Here is an 18,949-nt window from a genome sequence, read left to right as displayed (position 1 = left end):
CCTCACTGTAGAGAGTCACCGGACCGCGTACGGGGGACCGCCGCTGTTCGCGCTACTCCCCCGCCCGCACGGTCCACGGGTCGGTGCACGTCGTCGACACGCGCACCTCCACGTCGCACGCCGCGCGGATCACCCCGGCAGCCTGCTCGCACCACGGCCACTCACTGGCCCAGTGCGTGAGTCCGACGAGCGCCGGACCGTCCTGTTCGAGGTGCTCCCCCGCCGGGTGGTGCCGCAGGTCCGCCGTCACGTAGGCGTCGACGCCCGCCGCTGCCGCCGTGGCGAGGTACGAGTCGCCCGCGCCGCCGGAGACGGCGACGGTCCGCACCGGACGATCCGGGTCCCCGGCTCCCAGCACGCCGGGCCGGGTGGCCGGGAGCGCAGCACCGACCTGGCGCACGAACTCGACGAACGGCACCGGCTCCGGCAGCTCGCCGATCCGGCCGATACCCGTGGAACTGCCCTCGGCGTGCGGTGCGAGCGGGCGCAACACCCGAAGCCCGATGCGCTCGGCGAGCGCGTCCGAGACACCCGGTACCGCGGAGTCCGCGTTGGTGTGCGCGCAGAACAGTGCGACCTGCGAGCGCACCATGCGGTGCACGAGCCGCCCCTTGGCGGTGTCGGTACCCACACCGTGGACGCCACGCAGCAACAGCGGATGGTGTGCCACGAGGACCTGCGCACCCCACTCGATCGCCTCGTCCACCGTGGCCGTCACCGGGTCGACGCACACGAGCACCCGCTCGACGGGCTCGGCCGGGTCACCGCACACCAGCCCCACCGCGTCCCACGACTCCGCGAGTGCGCGCGGGTACGCGGCGTCGAGGGCGGCGATCACGTCGGACACTGTCGAAGCCATGCGGTGATCCTGCCAAACGCGCCCGGTGTGGTTCCGCCGACCGGCTACCGGGCACTCCGGGCCCGCGACATCGTGTACAGGTGGTGGACCAGCGTGATCAGCACGTGCTTGGCCGAGTCACGACGCCGGGCGTCGCAGTCCACGATCGGCACCGTCTCGTGGACCGACAGCGCCTCCCGCAGCTCGTCGAGGCCGTGCGCGCTGCCCGGGAAGTTGTTGCGGGCCACCACGAACGGCATCCCGTAGTGCTCCAGGCGGTCGATGGCGTACCACGAGTCCTCGATACGGCGGGTGTCCACCAGCACCACCGCTCCCAGTGTCCCGGCGAACAATCGGTCCCACAGGAACCAGAACCGCCGCTGCCCGGGAGCGCCGAACAGGTACAGGACGAGGTCGTCGGACAACGACACCCGCCCGAAGTCGAACGCCACCGTGGTGCGGAGCTTTGTGGCGACCGCCGCCGTGTCGTCGACGCCACGCCCGGCCTCGGTCATCGTCTCCTCGGTGGAGAGCGGTCGGATCTCGCTGACCGAGCGGACGAGCGTGGTCTTGCCGACGCCGAACCCGCCGACGATGACGATCTTGGCGCCGTCCGTCGCGGTGCTGCGCAGCGGAGTGCGGCCCCCGAGTTCGGCGGGGGTCTCCACGCGCTCAGAGATTGCGGAGTCCAACAAGGACCTTCTCCAGGAAAGCAGGGTCGGGGAGCTGGTCGAACGCACGCGGGGCGCTGGGATGCCGCGCCGTCACGTCGCCCGCGTTCAGCAGGTCGGTGATCAGAATCTTGGCGACGCTGACCGGCAGGCCCACCTCGGCGGCGATCTCGACGACCGCCGTCGGGTGGACGCACAACAGCAGGATGCGGGCGTGCTCGGACTGCATGCCGGGCTCCGGCTCGCGCTCGCTCACGATGAGTGTGACGAGGTCCAGCTCGGTGTCGTCCGCCCTGCTCCGCCCGCTGGTGATCGTGTACAGCCGGTCGGGCCTGTCGGCCTCGGTGTCGGGCATCATGCCGGCTGACCGGTACGACGACGGTGCCGAGGTGGTGCGGTGAGGAACGCCCCGATTTGCTCCACCATCTCGTTCATCTTGTGGCCCACGAGCCCGACGTCGGCGTTCTCGCGGGCCACCATGGCCAGGTGGGCTCCCTCGCCCGCCTCCACCACGAACAGCAGCCCGCCGTGGAACTCGGTCATGGACTGACGCACTCCTCCCGAACCGTCCCCGAACTCGGCCGACGCGCTCTGGGCGAGCGCCTGCACCCCCGCTGCGATCGCGGCGAGTTGGTCGGCTTGATCGACCCCGAGATTGCGGGTGTGGCACAACTTCAGACCGTCGCGGGAGAGCACCAGGGCGTAACGGGCTCCCGGCGTCTGCTCCAGCAGACTCTGCAAGAACCATTCGAGACTCTGGTCGGTGACGCTCATGATCAGTCCCTCAGTCGGCTGTGGTCGGTGGAGTGTGCGGCCGGACCGCGGCGCGGAACGCGCTGAACCGGGCGCCCGCGTCGGCGCGGGGCTTGCTCTCCGCGCGCTGTTGCCGCGACCGGCGGGGGGGCGGTGGCGACCCGGTCAGGGTCTGTCCCCGACGACGCTTCGGCAGCCGCCCGGCGGGCGCACCCTGCTGGACGGCGCGCTCGTCCACCGGCCGCCGGTTGCGCAGGGTGGGCTCGTCCTCGGGGCACGGCTTCGTGATCAACGTGGCCGGGATACGCACGACGACGCTGACACCGCCCCGTGGTGACCGGCGGAAGCGCACGCGGAGCTGGTGCTTGCGGGCGAGGCGTCCGACGACCGCGAGTCCGAGCCGGGTGCCGGTGAGTGCGGCGAGGTCGAGGGGTTCGGTGGTCGACACGGCACGCTCGGCACGTTCGAGCGCGCTCGGTTTCATGCCGAGGCCGGCGTCCTCGACGATCACCACCACTCCGGACGCCAATTCCTCGACGTACACGTGCACGTCCTCGGAGGGCTTCGAGAACTTGGTCGCGTTGTCCATCAGCTCGGCGAGCGTGTGCATGACGTCCTCGGCCGCGTAGCCGACGACGGCGGAGGTGCACGTCGAGTGCAGCTTGACCCGCTGGTACGAGCCGATGCGACCCATCGCCCCGCGCAGGATGCTCTCCATGATGATCGGCTTCGTCCAGCGTCGGCCGGTGCGTGCCCCGGTCAGCACGGCGATGCTGTCGGCCAGTCGCCCCGCCTGCGAGGTGCAGTGGTCGAGCTTGAGCAGGTCGCCCAGCACGTCCTCGTTGTGCCGGTACTCCATCTCGCGCAGGTCGGCGAGCATGCCCATCGCCATGGCCTGCACCCGGCCCGCCGCGTTGGCGCAGGCCGCCATGGCAGCCTCGCGCTGCCGTTCGCTGGCGTCGAGCTCTTTCAGGAACAACTGCACGACCCGCTCGGACAATTCATTCGAAAGATCCGGGATCTCATCCTTCACGGTGTCGATCGAGGCACCTTCCCGTAATCGACGGGCCAGTGTCGGACAAATGTCTTCCACCAGACGGGTGAGTTCGCTTTCCGTCGATTCGGTAAGGCGGTTCACTTCCTGTAGTCGTGTGTAGTGGAGCGTCGCCAGGTACGTCGCCGCACACAGCAACGCGAGCGCTAATCCACCGACGAGAAGAAGTGGAAGTCGTTGTGACGCAACGGTTTCCAGGCTCGCCCAGACCCAGAGAGCGCCGGTCACGACGACCGAGCAGGCCAGGGCCAACAGCGCTCGACCGTTCGGCGAGTCCGAGGCGAGGGCGCGGAGCGCATGCGACGGGGAAATGGGAGCCCCCAAGGTCTACTAGGTGTGCTTGGCGTTTCTTCGAGAGAAGTCGGCGCACGGGAGATCGCAATTCCCGAATGCCGACGAGACCGGCAGCTTAGTCGAGCCTGCTGACACCTGCCACCGGACGCACGCCGTTCGGTCGCGACATTTCCCCGAGCGGTCCCATTCAGCGCCATTCGACCCACCGAACGGTGCCCTCGACGCCGGGGAGACACTGGGTTCATGGCCGACGACAGCACCCGCGCGCCGCGCGAGCCGATCGAGATCGTCTTCGTCTGTTCCGGCAACATCTGCCGCTCGCCCATGGCCGAGATCGTGTTCCGCCACCGCCTCGCCGAGGAGGGCCTCGACGACGTGGTGACCGTGCGCAGCGCGGGCACCGGCGGGTGGCACGTGGGTGAACCCGCCGACCCACGAGCCCGCGCGACCCTGGCCGCCCACGGCTACCCGGTCGAGCACACGGCCCGCCAGGTGGGCTCCGAACACCTCGACGCCGACCTGCTGCTGGCGGCGGACAAGAGTCACCTGCGCGACCTGCGGGACCTCGTGGCGGACCCCGACCGGGTGAGGTTGCTCCGGAGCTTCGACCCGACCGCACCGGCCGACGCCGAGGTCCCCGACCCGTACTACGGCGGCGACGACGGCTTCGTCGAGGTGCTGCGCATGATCGAACGCGCCGTGGCCGGTCTCGTCGCCTGGGTGCGCGACCGGTGAACGAGCCCGCCCGCCAGGCGGCCGAACGACACACCGGGGTGCGGGCCGGGGACGTCCGGCCGCTCGCGAGCGGGGCGACCCTCGTCGACCTGGACGACGGACGCACCGTGGTCGCCAAGCGCGGCTCCGATCCCGGCGCCGCCTCCGCCGAGGCCGCGGGCCTGCGTTGGCTGCGCGAGCCCGGGGACGTGCCGGTGCCCGTGGTGCACGGCGTCGACGACGACTGGCTGGTGCTGGAGTACGTCCCCTCCGGAGCACCCGACCGTCGGGCCGCGGAGACCTTCGGGCGGGGACTCGCCCGCCTCCACGCGCGGGGCGCGCCCGCGTTCGGCGCACCACCGCCCGGGGGCGCGCGCCACGCCTGGATCGGGCTCGCACGGATGATCAACGAGCCCCACGACGACTGGCCGTCGTTCTACGCCGCGTGCCGTGTCCTGCCCTACGTGCGAGAGGCGGTGGACCAGGGGCTGTTCACCACCGGCGAGGCCGCCGTGTTCGACACGGTGTGCGCCCGCCTGGCCGACCTCGGCGGGCCGCCCGAACCGCCCGCGCGACTGCACGGCGACGCGTGGAGCGGCAACGTCCACTGGGCCGCGGACGGGCGGGCCTGGCTGTTGGACCCGGCCGCACACGGTGGGCACCGGGAGACCGACTTGGCCATGCTGCGACTGTTCTCCACGCCACTGCTCGACCACGTCCTCGGCGCGTACCGCGAGACCGCGCACGACCTGGGTCGCCCGCTCGCCGACGGCCACGAGGACCGGGTGGCGCTACACCAGCTGTTCCCCCTGCTGGTGCACACGGTGCTGTTCGGTGGCGGCTACGCGCGACAGGCGCTCGCCGCCGCCAGGACGGCGTTGCGCACGGCGTGAGCCCGGCGCGGACCCCTCTCGGGCTCGCCGCGGACGACCCGCATACCGTGGTGGTCGTGCGCTGGAAATCGCTGCTCCAGCCGGGTTGGCTGGCGCTCACGTTCGTCGTGTTCGGGTTCGCCGTGACCTGTTACACGGTGCTCGCGCCGTGGCAGTTCGACCGTCACGCCGAACGCAAGGCGCAGAACGACGCCGTCTCGACGTCGTTCTCGGAGCAGCCACGGCCGTTGCAGGAGGTCCTGCCGGAAGGACGCGCGCCGGGACCGGACACAGAATGGCGCAGGGTCGTGGTCGAGGGCACCTACCTGCCCGAACACGAGATCATCGCACGCCTGCGCACGGTGCAGGGGCAACCGGCGTTCGAGGTGCTCACCCCGCTCCGGACCACCGACGGCCGGATCGTGGTGATCGACCGCGGGTACCTCCGACCCGACAACGGCGACGTCCCGCCCTACGCTGCTCCGCCGGGCGGCACCGTCCGGGTCGAAGCCCGCGTGCGGGGCGACGAGACCGACCCGCAGGGCCGTGACGCGTTCTCGGACGAGTCAACCCAGGGCAGGCTGCACGCCTACACGATCGACTCGCGGACCGTCGCGCGCGCCAGCGGACTCGACGTCTCCCCCGGCTACCTGCAGCTCACCGAGGGGCAGCCGGGAGTGCTCGGCGCCCTGCCGCTGCCCAAGCTGGAGGCCGGTCCGTACTTCTCGTACGCGCTGCAGTGGGTGGCCTTCGGCACGATGGCCGTTCTCGCCTGGGGCTACTTCACGGTGCGGGAGTTGAAGCCGGGCGGCGCGCTGTCGGCCGAGAGCCAGCGCCCGCGTCGCAAGTCGGTGGCGGAGCTGCTGGCCGAGGACGAGGAGGCCGAACGCGCCTCGTCGGACGCCGAGCACGACGCCTCGCAGACGGTCGTCGGCAGCCGCTCGCCCGCCGACGACTCCCGGCCCTAGTTCTCCGCTCCCCGGGAGCGGCGACGACGCAGTCGCGGCCTCAGCGCGACCACGGCCGAGCCGACACCCGCCAGCCAGCCGACCACCCGCGACAGCTCGACGGCCCGGGTGACGTGCCCGGCGTCCGGCATGCGGCCGTCCCCGAGCACCGGCAGCTCCCGGACACCGTCGGGATACTCCGTGCGGCCGCCGAGACGGACCTCCAGCGCACCCGCGTACGCCGCCGTCACCCGGCCCGAGTTCGGCTGCGGGTGCAGCACGGTGTCGCGCCGCCACGCCTGCCACGCCGCACGGGCCGAGCCGCCGACCACGGGCGCGCCCGCGACGGTCAGCGCCGCCGCCAGCCGGGTGGGCGCCTGGTTGACCACCGTGTCGAGGTGGGTGGGAACGACGCTCGCGCGTGACCGGTCGGCCTGCTCCGCCGCCGTCCGCCGGAGCACCCCCACGGCGCGGGACCCGAGCAGCCCCGGCAACCCGGCCACCGCGCCCCACCACAGAGGTGCGACCACCGTGTCGGAGGTGTTGTGCGCGACCGCCTCCACCGAGGCCCGCGCCAGAGCCACCGCGTCCAGGTTCTCCGAGCAGCGCGGGTCCCACTGGGCCAGCGTCTCGCGCGTGGCCTGGACGTCACCGGTCTCCAACTGCCGCGCCATGGCCGTGCCGTCGGTGGCCAACCGCGCCCCACCGAGCACCGCCCACGTTCCCGCCGCGGTGGTGACGGCGGTGAACAGCGGGCGACCACGACCGACGCGCTCCACGGCCGCCCCGGCCAGCACGGCTGCCCCGGCGACCGCGCCGACGTGCACTGCACCCGCCACCGGATGGTTCGCGGGCACACGTCGCCGGATCGCCCTGGCTGCCCGAGTGAGCGTGGCGTCCGCACGGCCACGCACCGATTCACCGACCATCGCGTCGGCCACCACACCCAACAGCAGTCCCACAGCTCGCGCCGCGCTCACCACACCTACCCCCGTGACTCCCGAGTGCCGCGAGACTATCGCCTCAGGCACCGCTCACTCGTCGGCCTCCGCCCACGCGCGGATCATGACGTTGGCGATGGACGTCCCGCCCGGCAACCGCAGGTCCGGGTCACCCTCGGCGAGTGCCTTCCGCACACGGTCGCGCGAGACCCACTGCGCGTCCTCGATCTCGCCCTCGGCCGGGGCGAGGGCGGCTCCGGCGTCCGCCCTCGCCGCGAAGCCGACCATGACCGAGCGCGGGAAGGGCCACGGCTGGCTGCCGAGGTAGCGGACATCGCGGACGGCGACCCCCACCTCCTCGCGGATCTCACGCTCCACGCAGCCCTCCAGCGACTCGCCGGCCTCGACGAACCCGGCGAGCACCGAGTACCGCGTGGGCGGCCACACCGGTTGTCGCGCCAGCAACACGTGCTCGCCGTTCACCCCGACGTCGTCGTGCACGAGGCAGATCACGGCCGGGTCCGTGCGCGGGTACTCCTCGCGTCCGCACTGCTCGCACCGACTCGCCCACCCGAACTGCCGCAGTCGGCACGTCCCGCCGCAGCGGGCGCAGTGACGGGCCCGGCGATGCCAGTTGCGCAGAGCCAGTGCCGTGGTCAACAAGCCCGCGGCCGTGTCGTCCAGCACCGCTCCGTGCACCCGCAGCTCCACCCAGACCTCACCGGCGGCCACGGGCACCTCCACCGGAACGCCCCAGCCGTCGAGGTCGAGCGCGAGGGAGTGGGCGTCCGGGCCGGGCTCCGCCGACACCGCCCAGTAGTCGGCGTCACGCCAACGTCCCAGGAAGACGGCCTCGTCCGGCACCGTCTCGGCGACGTCGAGCGCCGGAACGCTCACCAGCGGCACGTCCTTCGGCTCCACGCCGACGATCCGGTGCTCCGGCACGGGCGCCCGACCGTGGCCGTCCACGCGGATCACCCGCGCCGACGGCCACGCGGCCCGCAGCCGCTCGGGGTCGGTGCGCAACGTCTCCTGCCGGTCGGCCGTCGACCGCGACAACGCCGGCGCCGAGGACAGCCGGAAGGGTTCCGGGCGGCTCGCTGCTGTCATCGAGCCTGCCCGCTCCCCTCGTCCGCGGACTCCGACACCACCCCGCCGAGCGCGGTCAGTTTCGGCGCGAGCGAGGCCGCGTCACCGACGACGACGCCGGTGAAACGGTGGGGCGCGAAGAAGTCCAACGCCGCCTCCGCGACCTCGTCGGTGGTCACGGCCGCGAGCCGCTTCGGATGCTCCACGAGCCAGTCCACGCCCAACCCGGCGGAGGCCAGTGAGGCGAGCTGGGTCGCCAACCCGGACTGGGACGCGGCACCGATCAGCAGCGCGCCCACGGCGTACTGCCGCACCGACTCGACCTCGGTGTCCGTGGGCGGCACGAGCCCCAGCCTGCCCAGCTCGTACCGGGTCTCCAACAGCGCCGCCGCCGTCACCTCGCTGGCCGTGTCGGCCTCCACCTGCAGCGTGGCCTTGCCGCCCGAGAACTCGAATGCAGAGTGGGCGCCGTAGGTGTAGCCCTTGTCCTCGCGGATGTTCTCCACCAGCCGCGAGGAGAAGTACCCGCCGTAGGCGAGGTTGGCGAGCTGGAGCGCCGGGTAGCGCGGGTCGGTCCTCGGAACAGCCTGCGCGGACAACCGCAACTGCGACTGCACCGCGCCCGGACGGTCGACGAGCAGCAGGTCAGCCGGCGTCAGGTCGGGCAGCGGAGGCAGCCTGCGCGCCTGTGCCTCGCTCGACCAGCCCGCGAGAGCACGCTCGACCTCGGCGACCGCCGTCTCCGGCGGCACGTCACCCACCAGGACCAGGATCGAACCGGCGGGCAACACGGCGGCGGCATGCAAAGCCCGCACCGCCTCGGGCGTCACCACGGCGACGTCCTCGGCCCTCGGCATCTCCCGCGTGTACGGGTGGTCGCCGTACCGCCTGCGCTGCAACGCCTCGCGCGCGATCACCCTCGGCTGCGTGCGCGCGACGGCGAGCCGCTCGGAGATCCGGTCGGCCTCCCTCGCCACCTCACCCTCGGCGTAGGCCGCGTCGGTCAGCGCGTCGGCGAGCACGTCGAGCAGGTCGGGCAGCTTCTCCGCCAGCGCACTGCCCGAGACGCCGAGATACTCGGGGTCGACCATGGCACCCAGGTCACCGCCGATGAGCGCGAGGTCGGTGTCGACGGCCACGCGGTCCCGTCGGCGCGTTCCGGTCAGCAACGTCTCGGCGAGCACCTCGGCCGTGGCCGCGTGCAACGCGTCCTCCCCCGCGAACGGGATGCGCAGCCGAAGCTCGACCATCGGCACGGTGGGCTTGTGCACGGCCAGCACCCGCAGGCCGTTGCCCAACACCGTGTCCACATGCGACAGCTCGGCCGCCGGCTTCTGCTCGCCGAGCGGCGGAAGCGGTCGCGGGCCGCCTTCCGTGCGGCCGATCTCCTCGGCGGAGCGGTGGTCGGTCACGCTCACTGGGCACCTCCCTGTCCCGGTTCCACCACGAGTACGGCACGCGAGTCGGGGCGTAGCGCCTTCGCGGCCTCGGACACCTGCTCAGCCGTCACCGCGGCCATGCGCTCGGGGAGCGCGTACACCAGACCCGCGTCCCCGTGGAGCAACTCCAGCGAGCCGAGCGCGAGCGTGCGCGACACGAGGCGGTCGTGTTCGGAGTGCAACGCCGCGCTCCAGCGGGCCGTCACCTTGGTCAGCTCCTCGGGTCCGGGTGGCGTGGTGGCGAGCGCCTCCAGCTCGGCGTCGAGCGCGTCGAGGACCTGCTCGGCGGACGTCTCCGGCGGATGGATCGCGGTCACGGAGAACGTGTCGGGATCGCGCGCCTCGAAGGGCCCGAAGAGACCAGCTCCCGCGCCGACGTCGGTGACCAGCGGTTCGGTGTGCACGAGTCGTTGCTGCAGCCGCGACGAGTCGCTGTCGGCGAGCACCCCGGCGAGGACGAGGTTCGCGAGGTAGGCGTCCAGCTCGTTGATCGGGTCGGGCATGCGGTAGCCCACGGCAAGGGCGGGCAGGGGCGCGTGCGGGTCGGTGTGCGTGCCCCGCAGCTCCTGGGTGGGGCGTGGTTCGGCGAACGACGGCCGCTGCGGCCTCGGCCGCGCGGGCACGTCGTCGAAGTGCTTGTGCACCAACTCCCGCGTGCGATCCACGTCCAGGTCGCCCGCGACGGTGAGGACCGCGTTGGCGGGCGCGTAGTAGGTGTCGAAGAAGGCCGCGCAGTCGTCCAACGTCGCCTGTTCGAGGTCGGTGAAGTCGCCGTAACCGTTGTGCGCGTTGGGGAACGTCGAGTACAGCACCGGCGGCAGGAGGATCCACGGGAACCCGCCGTAGGGCCGGTTCAGCACGTTGAGGCGGATCTCCTCCTTCACCACGTCGATCTGGTTGGTGAGGTTCTCCTGGGTCAGCTTGGGCGCGCGCATCCGGTCGGCCTCCAGGAACAACGCGCGCTCCAGGGCGGCCGAGGGCAGCACCTCGAAGTAGTCGGTGTAGTCGGGGTGCGTGGAGCCGTTGAAGGTGCCGCCACTGCTCTGCACCCAGCGGAAGTGAGCGAGCTTCTCGAGGCTCTCACTGCCTTGGAACATCAGGTGTTCGAAGAGATGGGCGAACCCGGTGCGCCCTTCCGGTTCGGAGCGGAAGCCCACGTCGTAGTGCACGCTCACCCCGACGACCGGTGCCGTCGGATCGGGGGCGAGCACGACCCGCAGGCCGTTGTCGAGGGTGAACTTGTGGAGTTCGGAGACGGCCATGACCACACCCTACGGGCAATCCCGGGGCCGCAGCGGCACACCGGGCCGACACCCCGTCACGCACCGCAGGCCCGGGCGGCGTCCCGAGGAGCGTGTCCGTTCGCCGGATTCACAGCCCGCACGAGGCTTCGAGGAAGGTCCACACGGCCGCGTGCACCACTCGATGCCCGGCCTCGGTGAGGTGGGCCGCGTCGCTCAGGTAGAGGCCGTCGGCCTCGGGCGTCCCACCGGGTGGCAGGTACTGGCCGAGGTCGAGCAGTTCGGTGCCACGCTCGGCCGCGACCGTCTCGATCACCCCGGTGTAGGCGTCCCAGGAGTGGATCGGGTCCGGCACGAGCCGCGCGCCCATCTCGGGTGGCACCAGCAACAGGACGGCGCTGCGCGGTGAGGCGTGCTGCACCTCGGCCACGAGACCGCGGTAGCGCTCGTCGAACTCGTGAGGCGCGAGGTCCCCGGCGAACTCGTTGGCCCCCAGCTCCACGATCACCAACGCGGGTTGCACGTCGTGCACGTACTCGATCGCGCTCGTGGTCTCCGGCCACCGGCCTCCCGGCAGGAAGTCGGACGCCATGGCTCCGTTGTGCGCGAGCACGGTGGTGACGGTGCCCCACCGCTCGGATGCAGCCCGCAGCACGGTGGACGTCCACCCCACGGCAGTCGGCTCGAACCCGCCCCCACCCGGGTAGTCGGGAAGCCCGTACCCCGTGCTGTGGGAGTCGCCCAGGACGACGATCGCCGACTGGTCGGCGCACCACGTCGCGGTCACGGCCGCCGTCGTCCGGGGAGCAAGACACCCCGAGATCGCCATCGCCATCAACAGAACCACCCCAATGCCTGCCGCGCGGCGGCGATCACGTCGCCGTCCGCCGCGGACTCGGCCCCCCACACGACCCACGGTGTCTCCTCGCCGCGACGCGCACGCCGGACACGGTGCACCGGCGGCGTCACCGTGCTCGTCGCCGACACCGGCCCCCGCGTTTCACCCCTTCGGGAAAAGACCACGTGTGAGTGATGACACAGCGTCGCAGGTCACTCCGAGCGAGAGGCGCGGGCGAGTTCGTCGGCCAGATTCTCGCGTCGCATCCGCTGATCGATGTACAGCAACGCCGTCACCGCCGCGGAGAACGGCACCGTCACCGTGCGCGCCACGGCGCCCCCGAGCTCCTGCAGCAACAGCTCCTCGGGCGTGTAGCCCCGGGCGAACGCCTGCGGGTCGATTGCCAGGTTGAAGGGCCACTGGATGAGGTACGACAGCACCCACGTCACGAGGATCGCGGCGAGCAGCACACCGAACACGCGCCACCAAGCCCCCTGCACGAGAGCCACCGACCGCCGCAGCGCGGCACCCACCCGACCCCGTTCGAGGATCAGCGCGGGCGTGGCCAGGCTCAGCAACGCGTACAGCCACACTCCCGGGACGATGAAGAACGCGGTGCCCACCATCACCAGCGCCGTGACCACGGCGGTCAGCCCGAGCAGCGGCAGCAGCCGCGGCCGCAGTTCCTCCCAGGCCGCCCGCACCCCGATCGACTGACCGAGCACCGCCCTGCCGACGACGACCGTGAGCAGACCGGCCAGGAACGTCTGGGTCACCAGGGTGATCAGTCCGAGGACACCGAACTGCGGCAGGGCGTCCTGAAGCTGCGACACCGCCTGGTCGAGCTGGACCTCCGGCGGCGCGTCGGCGTCGATCACGGGAGCGGGGCTCGTCGCGTCGAGCAGCCACAGGTCGGCCGCGTAGTAGACGAGGGCGCTCAGCAGGGCCACCACGGCGGCGGACCCGAACACCACACCCGCGTGCCGACGCATCGTGGTGACGGCGCCCTCGACGATCTCGCCGAGCATGAGCGGCCGCAGGGGGATGACGCCGGGGCGCCGCTCGCGGGACGTGGACCAGCCTGTCGAGTCGGACATGCCACCATCCTGACTCCTGCCCCGGACCTCGCATCCGGCCGGGTCCCGACGATCCACCGCCGCACGAGCCCGGTCGGTGGCACTCTCGCTATGCTGGCCATCGAGTTTCATCGAGCGCGCGGGGACGACCAGATGACACAACCGCCACCCTGGCCGGGTTCCCCGGGCCACGGTTACGGCCCGCAGTACGGCCAGCACTTCCCCTCGCCGCCGGGGCCACCCCGGCCGCCCCGGAAGCCGGTGTGGCCGTACGTCTTGGCCTACGGCGGCGGGACGATGTTGCTGTCGTTGGCGCTCGTGCTGGTGTACGTGTTCACGACCGGCACCGAGTCGCGCGTGTCGCCCACCGACACGGCCGCGTCCGCACCGGCGCTGCCCCCGGCGGCCTCCACGACCGAGCAGCCGACGACCACCACCACGAGCGACTCGCCGACGTCGACACCCGCGGGTGGCGCCTCGGCGACGGGACAGGCGAACCAGCCGACGAAGATCCTGGCGCTCGCCGACCACCCGATCCTGCAGGACCCGAACGCGGGACTCGCCAACCGGGCGTGCGAGCTGCCGCCGTGGCAGAGCACCCCCGAGGGCGCGGAGGCGTTCTTCACCGCCGCCCGCGTGTGCCTCGACGAGGCGTGGGGGCCGTTCCTCCAGGCGTACAACCTGCCGTTCACACCGCCCCGGCTGCACTTCCCGAAGGCGGCGAGCTTCGACACCCAGTGCGGCACGATCAACGTCGGCATCGCCACGGCGGCCTACTACTGCGAGGGCGATTTGTACCTGCCCTTCGACGGCCTCCAGACCGACCAGTACGGCGACGCCCCCGGCGTCTACCTGGCCCTCTTCGCCCACGAGTACGGCCATCACGTGCAGGAACTGGCGGGCATCATGGACGCGGCGTGGGAACGCATCTACGCCGAGGGCCAGGACAGCCCGGCCGGGCAGGAGATGTCCCGCCGCAAGGAGCTGCAGGCGCAGTGCTTCTCGGGAATGTTCCTCGGCGCCCACGTGGACCGGGGTGGCTCGGTGACGCGAGCCATGTACGACGCGGCCTGGTACGACCAGGAGACCCGCGGCGACGACACGTCGGGCACCCGCGACCACGGCAGCAACGCCAACTACGCGAAGTGGTGGCGGGCCGGGGCCTACGACAACCGCATCGTCGACTGCAACACCTTCGCCGCCCCGAGCGAGGACGTGGCCTGACGGCTCCGGGCGACGTGGTTCACGCGAGCCCGGAGCGTGGCCCCCGTGCCAGGAGGAACGCATAGGTTCCGCCGCCCGCGCAGCCGAGGGTCAGCAGCCCGAGACCGACGGGCCTGCGCAGGTCGCGCACTCCGGGCTCCGTGGCCGCCAACGCCACCTCCACGGGGCCGTCCACCTTCGAGGGGTCCTCGGCCAACGCGATGCTCAGCTTCTCGTCCTGGTCGTGCCCGCACCCGCTGAGCAGGCCTTTGTAGATCTTGCCCTGCAGCCGGAAACGCACGGTCTCCTCGGTGTCCGCCGCCGTACAGTCCACGGGTTCGACCACCGTCGCGTCGACGACCTGCCGTTCCGACGCGGCCGACGCCGGACCGAACAGCGAGGGCCCCATCCACCACGCGCCGAGGAGTAGCAGGATCCCGGTCACCACGGCCACCGCGAGGGCCTGGGGGGTCAGTTGAGCGCTCCGCCGTCTGTCTGGATTCGCTGGCTCCGGCACGGCTCAATGGTCCCAGAACCGACTTCCCCTGCCCACCACGCGGTCGGATCAGGTGACCGATTCGTCCCCCGCCGACACCTTGCGCACGTACAACAGCCGGTCACCGGGCTCCAACGCGTCCGCCTCGGGCGCGTCCACCCGGTAGAGCTTCCCGTCGCGCACGAGACCGAGCACGATGTCCGGCAGGTGCCGGGGCGAGCCGCCCTCCTCCGACGGTTCCACGGCCCGCTCGGCGATCGCGAGGCCCGCCTCGGGAGTGAGGAGGTCCTCGACCATGTCGACCACGCGCGGAGTGCGTGTGGCGATGCCGAGCAGCCGTCCGGCCGTCTCGCTCGACACCACCACCTGGTCGGCCCCCGACTGCTTGAGCAGGTGGACGTTCTGTGCCTCCCGCACCGACACCAGGATGCGCGCCTGCGGGTTGATCTCCCGCGCGCTCAGCGTCACCAGTACGGCCGTGTCGTCCCGGTTCGGCGCGACGATCACCGCCCTCGCCCGCTGCACCCCGGCGACCCGCAACACGTCCGACCGGGTGGCCGACCCGTGCACGGTGATCAGGCCCCGCGCGCTCGCGGCGTCGAGCGCGGCGCGATCGCTGTCCACCACGACGACCTGACCGGGATCGCTGTCCTCCTCACCCAGCAGCGCGTTGACCGCCGACCGGCCCTTCGTGCCGAACCCGATGACCACGACGTGGTCGCGCACCCTGCGCCTCCACTTCTGAATCCGGAATGCCTGCCGCGACCGCTCGGTGAGCACCTCCAGGGTCGTTCCGATCAGGACGATCAGGAACAACACGCGCAGCGGTGTGATCACCACGACGTTCACGAGCCGAGCCGTCTCGGACACGGGCGTGATGTCACCGTAGCCCGTCGTCGACAGCGACACGCTGGCGTAGTAGAAGCAGTCCAGCAACGACAGCGGGTCCCCGTCGACGTCCCGGTACCCGTCGCGTTCGAGGTAGACGACGAACACCACGGCGGTCAGGGCCACCAAGGCGAGCAACACGCGGCGGCCGATCGCCCTGGCCGGGGAAATGGCGTGGGCGGGCATGTTGACCACACCCACCAGCGCGTAGCTCGGGCGGTCGGACAGCTTCTCCTCGCGGAGGGTGAACTTGAACGGTCTCACCATGGCCGTCGAGCGCTCCCGGTCATCGCTCCTCACCCGTCTCCCGGATCGGCACCGTCCGCAGCAGCGCCCGCAGTCCGTCGGCGTCCACCAGGTCCACGGGGCGCACAGTACGGTTGGGACGGACGTAGTGGAACGCCGCCCTCACCCGGTCCAGCGGTGTCCCGCTGAGAGCGGCCCACGCGAGCCGGTACGCGGCGAGCTGCACCGACAACGCGGGCATCCGGTCGGCGTCCGGCAGCGCGCCGGTCTTCCAGTCGACCACGGTCCACCCGCCGTCCTCGTCGGCGAACACCGCGTCCATCCGGCCTCGCACGGTGATGCCGTCCACGTCGGTGGAGAACGGCACCTCCACGTCGTGCGGCGTGCGACGGGCCCACTCGCTGCGTTCGAAGGCCTCCTTGAGCGCCTCCAACCCGATCGGGTCGGCGGGCTCGTCGGCGTCCGCGGCGTCGTCGAGGTCCGCCGCGCCCGGCAAGTCGTCCAGGTCGAACAGCTTGTCGCCCGCGAACCGGCGTTCGAGCCACCCGTGGAACTCCGTGCCCCGACGGGCGTAGGCGTTCGGCGGGAACGGCAGCGGTCGGCGCAGCTTGCGCGCCAGCTCCTCGGGGCGGCCCGCCAGGTCGACGAGTTGGCTCACCGACAACGCGCCGGGCAGTTCGATCTCGGACTCCGGTTCACGGGCCCGTGCCCGCTCGGCCAGGAGCACGTCGGTGTCGCTCACCCAGCCGTCCGGGTCGTCGCCGGGCTCGTCGAGGTCCGAGTCGTCGTCCAGCTCCGCCAGCGCGTCGAGCACGAGCGCGGCCCCGTCCTCCACCGCCGTCCGACGCGCGCCGAGCGGGTCGACCGGCCACAGCGCCTCCCGCGACGCATCCGACAGCGGGTTGGCCTCCACGTCCTCCGACCACTGCTCCAGCACACCCACCTCGGGGTGCGCCTCCACCTGCTCGCGCACCTCCAGCAGGAACTCCGACGGCGCCTTCGGCTTGGTCGCCGTGGCGTCGCTCCAGCGGTGTCCGGAGACGAGCAGACAGTGTTCCGAGCGGGTCAGCGCCACGTAACACAGCCTGCGCTCCTCGTCGGCGTGCCGCTGCTTGAACCGCTCATCGTGGTCGGCCAGTGCCTCCTTGACCTGTTTGCGGTCCTCACCGCCCTGGAGGTCCAGCGTCGGCAGGTCCTGGGCGTCGCCTCGCAGCGCTGCGGGAAGCTCGGCGACCGTCCTCAGCCACGACGACGTCTTGCGCTCGTTGGGGAAGACCTTCGCGACCAGGTGCGGCACAGCCACGATCCGCCATTCCAGGCCCTTCGCCGCGTGGGCGGTGAGCACCTGCACGCGCTCCGGAGCGACCTCCACCTCCCCGGGTTCGAGCCCGTCCTCGGCACGGGCGGCCGTGGTGAGGTAGTCGACGAACGACAGCAGCGTGGCGGTCGGCGAGTTCTCGGCATAGTCGTGCACGACCTCGGCGAACGCGTCGAGGTGCGCGCGCCCCACCGCGCCGGGTCGCGCCAACGCCTCCACACCCAGCAGCATAGTGCGCTCCACGTCGGCCACGAGCTCGGGCAACGGCTGGTCGAGCCGGCGCCGCAGCGCGCCGAGTTCCTGGCTCAGCCTGCGAATGCGGGCGTAGCCCTCGGGCGAGTAGCGCGACGGCTCGCCCGGGTCGTCGAGGGCATCCACCAGTCCGGCCTGCTCGGCGCGTTCGGCCACAGCCGTCGCGTCCCCGGACTCGGCGGACAACTCACCCGCCCGACGCCACAGCGCGGCGAGGTCGGCCGCCCCGAGCCGCCACCGGGCCCCCGTCAACAGCCGCGCCGCCGCCGTCCCGGACAGCGGCTCGGCCAGCACCCGCAGCGTGGCCACCAGGTCGGCGACCTCCGGCTCGTCCAGCAGCCCGCCGAGCCCGACGACCTCCACCGGCAGTCCCTGCTCCCGCAGCGCGGCGGCCAGCGGCGCCATGTCGGCCCGCCTGCGCACCAGCACCGCCGCCGTCGGCGCGACCCCGGTCTCCGCGCGCTCGGCGAACCAGCGGGTGGCGATCTGCTCCGCCACCCACCGGCGTTCGGCGACCACGTCGGGCAACAGCGCCACCCGCACGTCGGCGGGACCCGCGTCCGGCCTGGCCCGCAGCTCCCGCACGCCGAGCCCGCTCGCCCGCAGCGGTGCGGCCACCGCGTTGGCCAACGTCAGCACCTCGGGCGGGTTGCGGAAGCTCGTGAGCATCCCGTACTCCCGCGCGGGAGCGAGCCCACCCATCTCCACCCCGCCGTCACGACGGGGGAAGTCGGTGGTGAAGCGAGGCAGGTTCGCCGCGCTCGCGCCGCGCCAGCCGTAGATCGCCTGCGCCGGGTCGCCCACCGCGGTGACCGGCATGGGCTCTCCACCGCCGAACAGCGCCCGCAACAGCACCCGCTGGGCGTGTCCGGTGTCCTGGTACTCGTCGAGCAACACCGCGCCGTACCGGGCGCGTTCGGCCGCGACGACGTCCGGCTGCGTCTGCGCCAGCCGCGCCGCGAGCGACATCTGGTCGGCGAAGTCGAGCGCGCCCTCGGCCCGCTTGCGGTGCTCGTACGCCTCCACCAGCGGCAGCAGTTGCGTACGGAACCGCTGCGCCGCCACGACGTCGAGCAGCTCGTTCGGCGGCTTGGTGCGCTGGCCCTTCGCTCGCGGGGCCGTCTCCACCAGCTCGCAGAACCACTCCGTGTACTCCCGGAGTCGCTTCGCGGTGACCAGGTGCTCCCCCAGCTCCCCCGCGAGCGCGAGCACGTGCTCGGTGACGGTGGTGGGCACCTTGTCGGTGTCGAGGTCGTCGTCCCACGACGAGACGACCCGGTGCGCGAGCTGCCACGCCGCCGTCTCCGACAGGATGCGCGCACCCGGCTGCACCGGCAGCCGCAGCCCGTGCTCGGCCAACAGCCGTCCCGCGTAGGCGTGGTAGGTCAGCACGGTCGGCTCGCCCGACGCCACCGCGAGCCTGCGACGCCCGCTCGGGTCGACGTCGTCGAGCAGGCCCGACCCCGCCAACCGCCGCAGTCGCGCTCGGACACGCTCGGCGAGCTGCCGGGACGCCTTGCGGGTGAACGTCAGGCCCAACACGCGGTCGGGGGTCACGAGGCCGTTGGCCACCAGCCACACCACTCGCGCCGCCATCGTCTCGGTCTTGCCCGCACCCGCGCCCGCGACCACGAGCGCAGGTTCCGGCGGGGCCGCGATGACGGCGGCCTGCTCCGGTGTCGGGGACGGCAGCCCGAGTGCCTCGGCGATGTCGGCGGGCGACACGACCCGCCCGGACACCGCGGGTCGTCCGGACGCCGGGTGTCCTCCGGCCTCCTC

18 protein-coding genes are annotated in these 18,949 nt (G+C 72.2%); 4 read left to right on the top strand and 14 right to left on the bottom strand.

The features are described 5' to 3' along the window. Positions 1 to 52: 52 nt before the first annotated feature. Genes JAV51_RS15465 through JAV51_RS15445 form a run of 5 tightly spaced genes read right to left on the bottom strand, consistent with a single transcriptional unit; the run spans position 53 to position 3,640 of the window. The gene (locus tag JAV51_RS15465) at positions 53 to 859 is read right to left on the bottom strand and encodes a Nif3-like dinuclear metal center hexameric protein (protein ID WP_197321427.1); all 807 of its coding nucleotides are present in this window, start codon (positions 857 to 859) and stop codon (positions 53 to 55) included. Positions 860 to 903: 44 nt separating this feature from the next. Then, positions 904 to 1,506 (bottom strand): ATP/GTP-binding protein, encoded by a 603-nt coding sequence (locus tag JAV51_RS15460; protein ID WP_197321426.1) that lies wholly within the window; start codon positions 1,504 to 1,506, stop codon positions 904 to 906. 4 nt (positions 1,507 to 1,510) lie between these two features. Next, the gene (locus JAV51_RS15455; protein WP_197321425.1) at positions 1,511 to 1,867 is read right to left on the bottom strand and encodes a DUF742 domain-containing protein; all 357 of its coding nucleotides are present in this window, start codon (positions 1,865 to 1,867) and stop codon (positions 1,511 to 1,513) included. Beyond that, positions 1,864 to 2,283, bottom strand: a complete 420-nt coding sequence (locus JAV51_RS15450; RefSeq protein WP_197321424.1) for a roadblock/LC7 domain-containing protein — start codon at positions 2,281 to 2,283, stop codon at positions 1,864 to 1,866. The genes JAV51_RS15455 and JAV51_RS15450 overlap by 4 nt, the downstream gene beginning before the upstream one ends. A 10-nt stretch (positions 2,284 to 2,293) precedes the next feature. Continuing rightward, the gene (locus JAV51_RS15445) at positions 2,294 to 3,640 is read right to left on the bottom strand and encodes a sensor histidine kinase KdpD (RefSeq protein WP_197321423.1); all 1,347 of its coding nucleotides are present in this window, start codon (positions 3,638 to 3,640) and stop codon (positions 2,294 to 2,296) included. A gap of 213 nt (positions 3,641 to 3,853) precedes the next feature. Here JAV51_RS15445 and JAV51_RS15440 point away from each other — a divergent pair, with 213 nt between their 5' ends. From JAV51_RS15440 to JAV51_RS15430, 3 genes are read left to right on the top strand one after another with little or no spacing between them, the layout of a single operon-like run. After that, positions 3,854 to 4,345 (top strand): low molecular weight protein-tyrosine-phosphatase, encoded by a 492-nt coding sequence (locus JAV51_RS15440; protein ID WP_197321422.1) that lies wholly within the window; start codon positions 3,854 to 3,856, stop codon positions 4,343 to 4,345. After that, positions 4,342 to 5,217 carry a fructosamine kinase family protein gene (locus JAV51_RS15435; RefSeq protein ID WP_197321421.1) on the top strand — a complete coding sequence of 292 codons (876 nt, stop codon included), beginning with the start codon at positions 4,342 to 4,344 and terminating at the stop codon, positions 5,215 to 5,217. The genes JAV51_RS15440 and JAV51_RS15435 overlap by 4 nt, the downstream gene beginning before the upstream one ends. A gap of 47 nt (positions 5,218 to 5,264) precedes the next feature. Then, a complete protein-coding gene (locus JAV51_RS15430) occupies positions 5,265 to 6,164 on the top strand; it encodes an SURF1 family protein (RefSeq protein WP_197321465.1) in 900 nt (299 codons plus the stop codon). Here the strand turns inward: JAV51_RS15430 and JAV51_RS15425 are convergent. From JAV51_RS15425 to JAV51_RS15400, 6 genes are all read right to left on the bottom strand, one after another. Further along, a complete protein-coding gene (locus tag JAV51_RS15425) occupies positions 6,161 to 7,123 on the bottom strand; it encodes a cobalamin biosynthesis protein (protein ID WP_197321420.1) in 963 nt (320 codons plus the stop codon). The two genes, JAV51_RS15430 and JAV51_RS15425, sit on opposite strands and share 4 nt — an antisense overlap. A gap of 54 nt (positions 7,124 to 7,177) precedes the next feature. Further along, the gene (gene nudC, locus JAV51_RS15420; protein WP_197321419.1) at positions 7,178 to 8,194 is read right to left on the bottom strand and encodes an NAD(+) diphosphatase; all 1,017 of its coding nucleotides are present in this window, start codon (positions 8,192 to 8,194) and stop codon (positions 7,178 to 7,180) included. After that, entirely contained in the window at positions 8,191 to 9,591 is a 1,401-nt protein-coding gene (locus tag JAV51_RS15415) for a pitrilysin family protein (protein ID WP_197321418.1), read from the bottom strand. Before JAV51_RS15415 ends, nudC begins: the two co-directional genes overlap by 4 nt. Further along, positions 9,588 to 10,874 carry a pitrilysin family protein gene (locus tag JAV51_RS15410; protein ID WP_197321417.1) on the bottom strand — a complete coding sequence of 429 codons (1,287 nt, stop codon included), beginning with the start codon at positions 10,872 to 10,874 and terminating at the stop codon, positions 9,588 to 9,590. The genes JAV51_RS15415 and JAV51_RS15410 overlap by 4 nt, the downstream gene beginning before the upstream one ends. A 109-nt stretch (positions 10,875 to 10,983) precedes the next feature. Next, positions 10,984 to 11,769: an SGNH/GDSL hydrolase family protein gene (locus JAV51_RS15405; RefSeq protein ID WP_197321416.1), complete on the bottom strand. Its 786-nt coding sequence runs from the start codon at positions 11,767 to 11,769 to the stop codon at positions 10,984 to 10,986. A gap of 134 nt (positions 11,770 to 11,903) precedes the next feature. Next, entirely contained in the window at positions 11,904 to 12,788 is an 885-nt protein-coding gene (locus JAV51_RS15400; protein WP_197321415.1) for a hypothetical protein, read from the bottom strand. Between the two features lie 132 nt (positions 12,789 to 12,920). On the opposite strand from JAV51_RS15400, the gene JAV51_RS15395 reads away from it, so the two are divergent. Further along, positions 12,921 to 13,991: a neutral zinc metallopeptidase gene (locus JAV51_RS15395; protein ID WP_197321414.1), complete on the top strand. Its 1,071-nt coding sequence runs from the start codon at positions 12,921 to 12,923 to the stop codon at positions 13,989 to 13,991. Positions 13,992 to 14,010: 19 nt separating this feature from the next. Here JAV51_RS15395 and JAV51_RS15390 read toward each other — a convergent pair whose 3' ends face one another. From JAV51_RS15390 to JAV51_RS15380, 3 genes are all read right to left on the bottom strand, one after another. Continuing rightward, positions 14,011 to 14,379, bottom strand: coding sequence for a hypothetical protein (locus JAV51_RS15390; protein ID WP_197321464.1), 369 nt, complete (start codon positions 14,377 to 14,379; stop codon positions 14,011 to 14,013). 156 nt (positions 14,380 to 14,535) lie between these two features. Next, positions 14,536 to 15,621 (bottom strand): TrkA family potassium uptake protein, encoded by a 1,086-nt coding sequence (locus JAV51_RS15385; RefSeq protein ID WP_197321413.1) that lies wholly within the window; start codon positions 15,619 to 15,621, stop codon positions 14,536 to 14,538. Positions 15,622 to 15,640: 19 nt separating this feature from the next. Next, positions 15,641 to 18,910 carry an ATP-dependent DNA helicase gene (locus JAV51_RS15380; RefSeq protein WP_307845900.1) on the bottom strand — a complete coding sequence of 1,090 codons (3,270 nt, stop codon included), beginning with the start codon at positions 18,908 to 18,910 and terminating at the stop codon, positions 15,641 to 15,643. Positions 18,911 to 18,949 lie beyond the last annotated feature (39 nt).

Origin of the sequence: Saccharomonospora sp. NB11, from assembly GCF_015910535.1 — a bacterium.
In the GTDB taxonomy this organism is placed as follows: domain Bacteria; phylum Actinomycetota; class Actinomycetes; order Mycobacteriales; family Pseudonocardiaceae; genus Saccharomonospora.
Note: the sequence above shows the minus strand (reverse complement) of the source record. Positions and strands in the feature narration are given on the sequence as shown.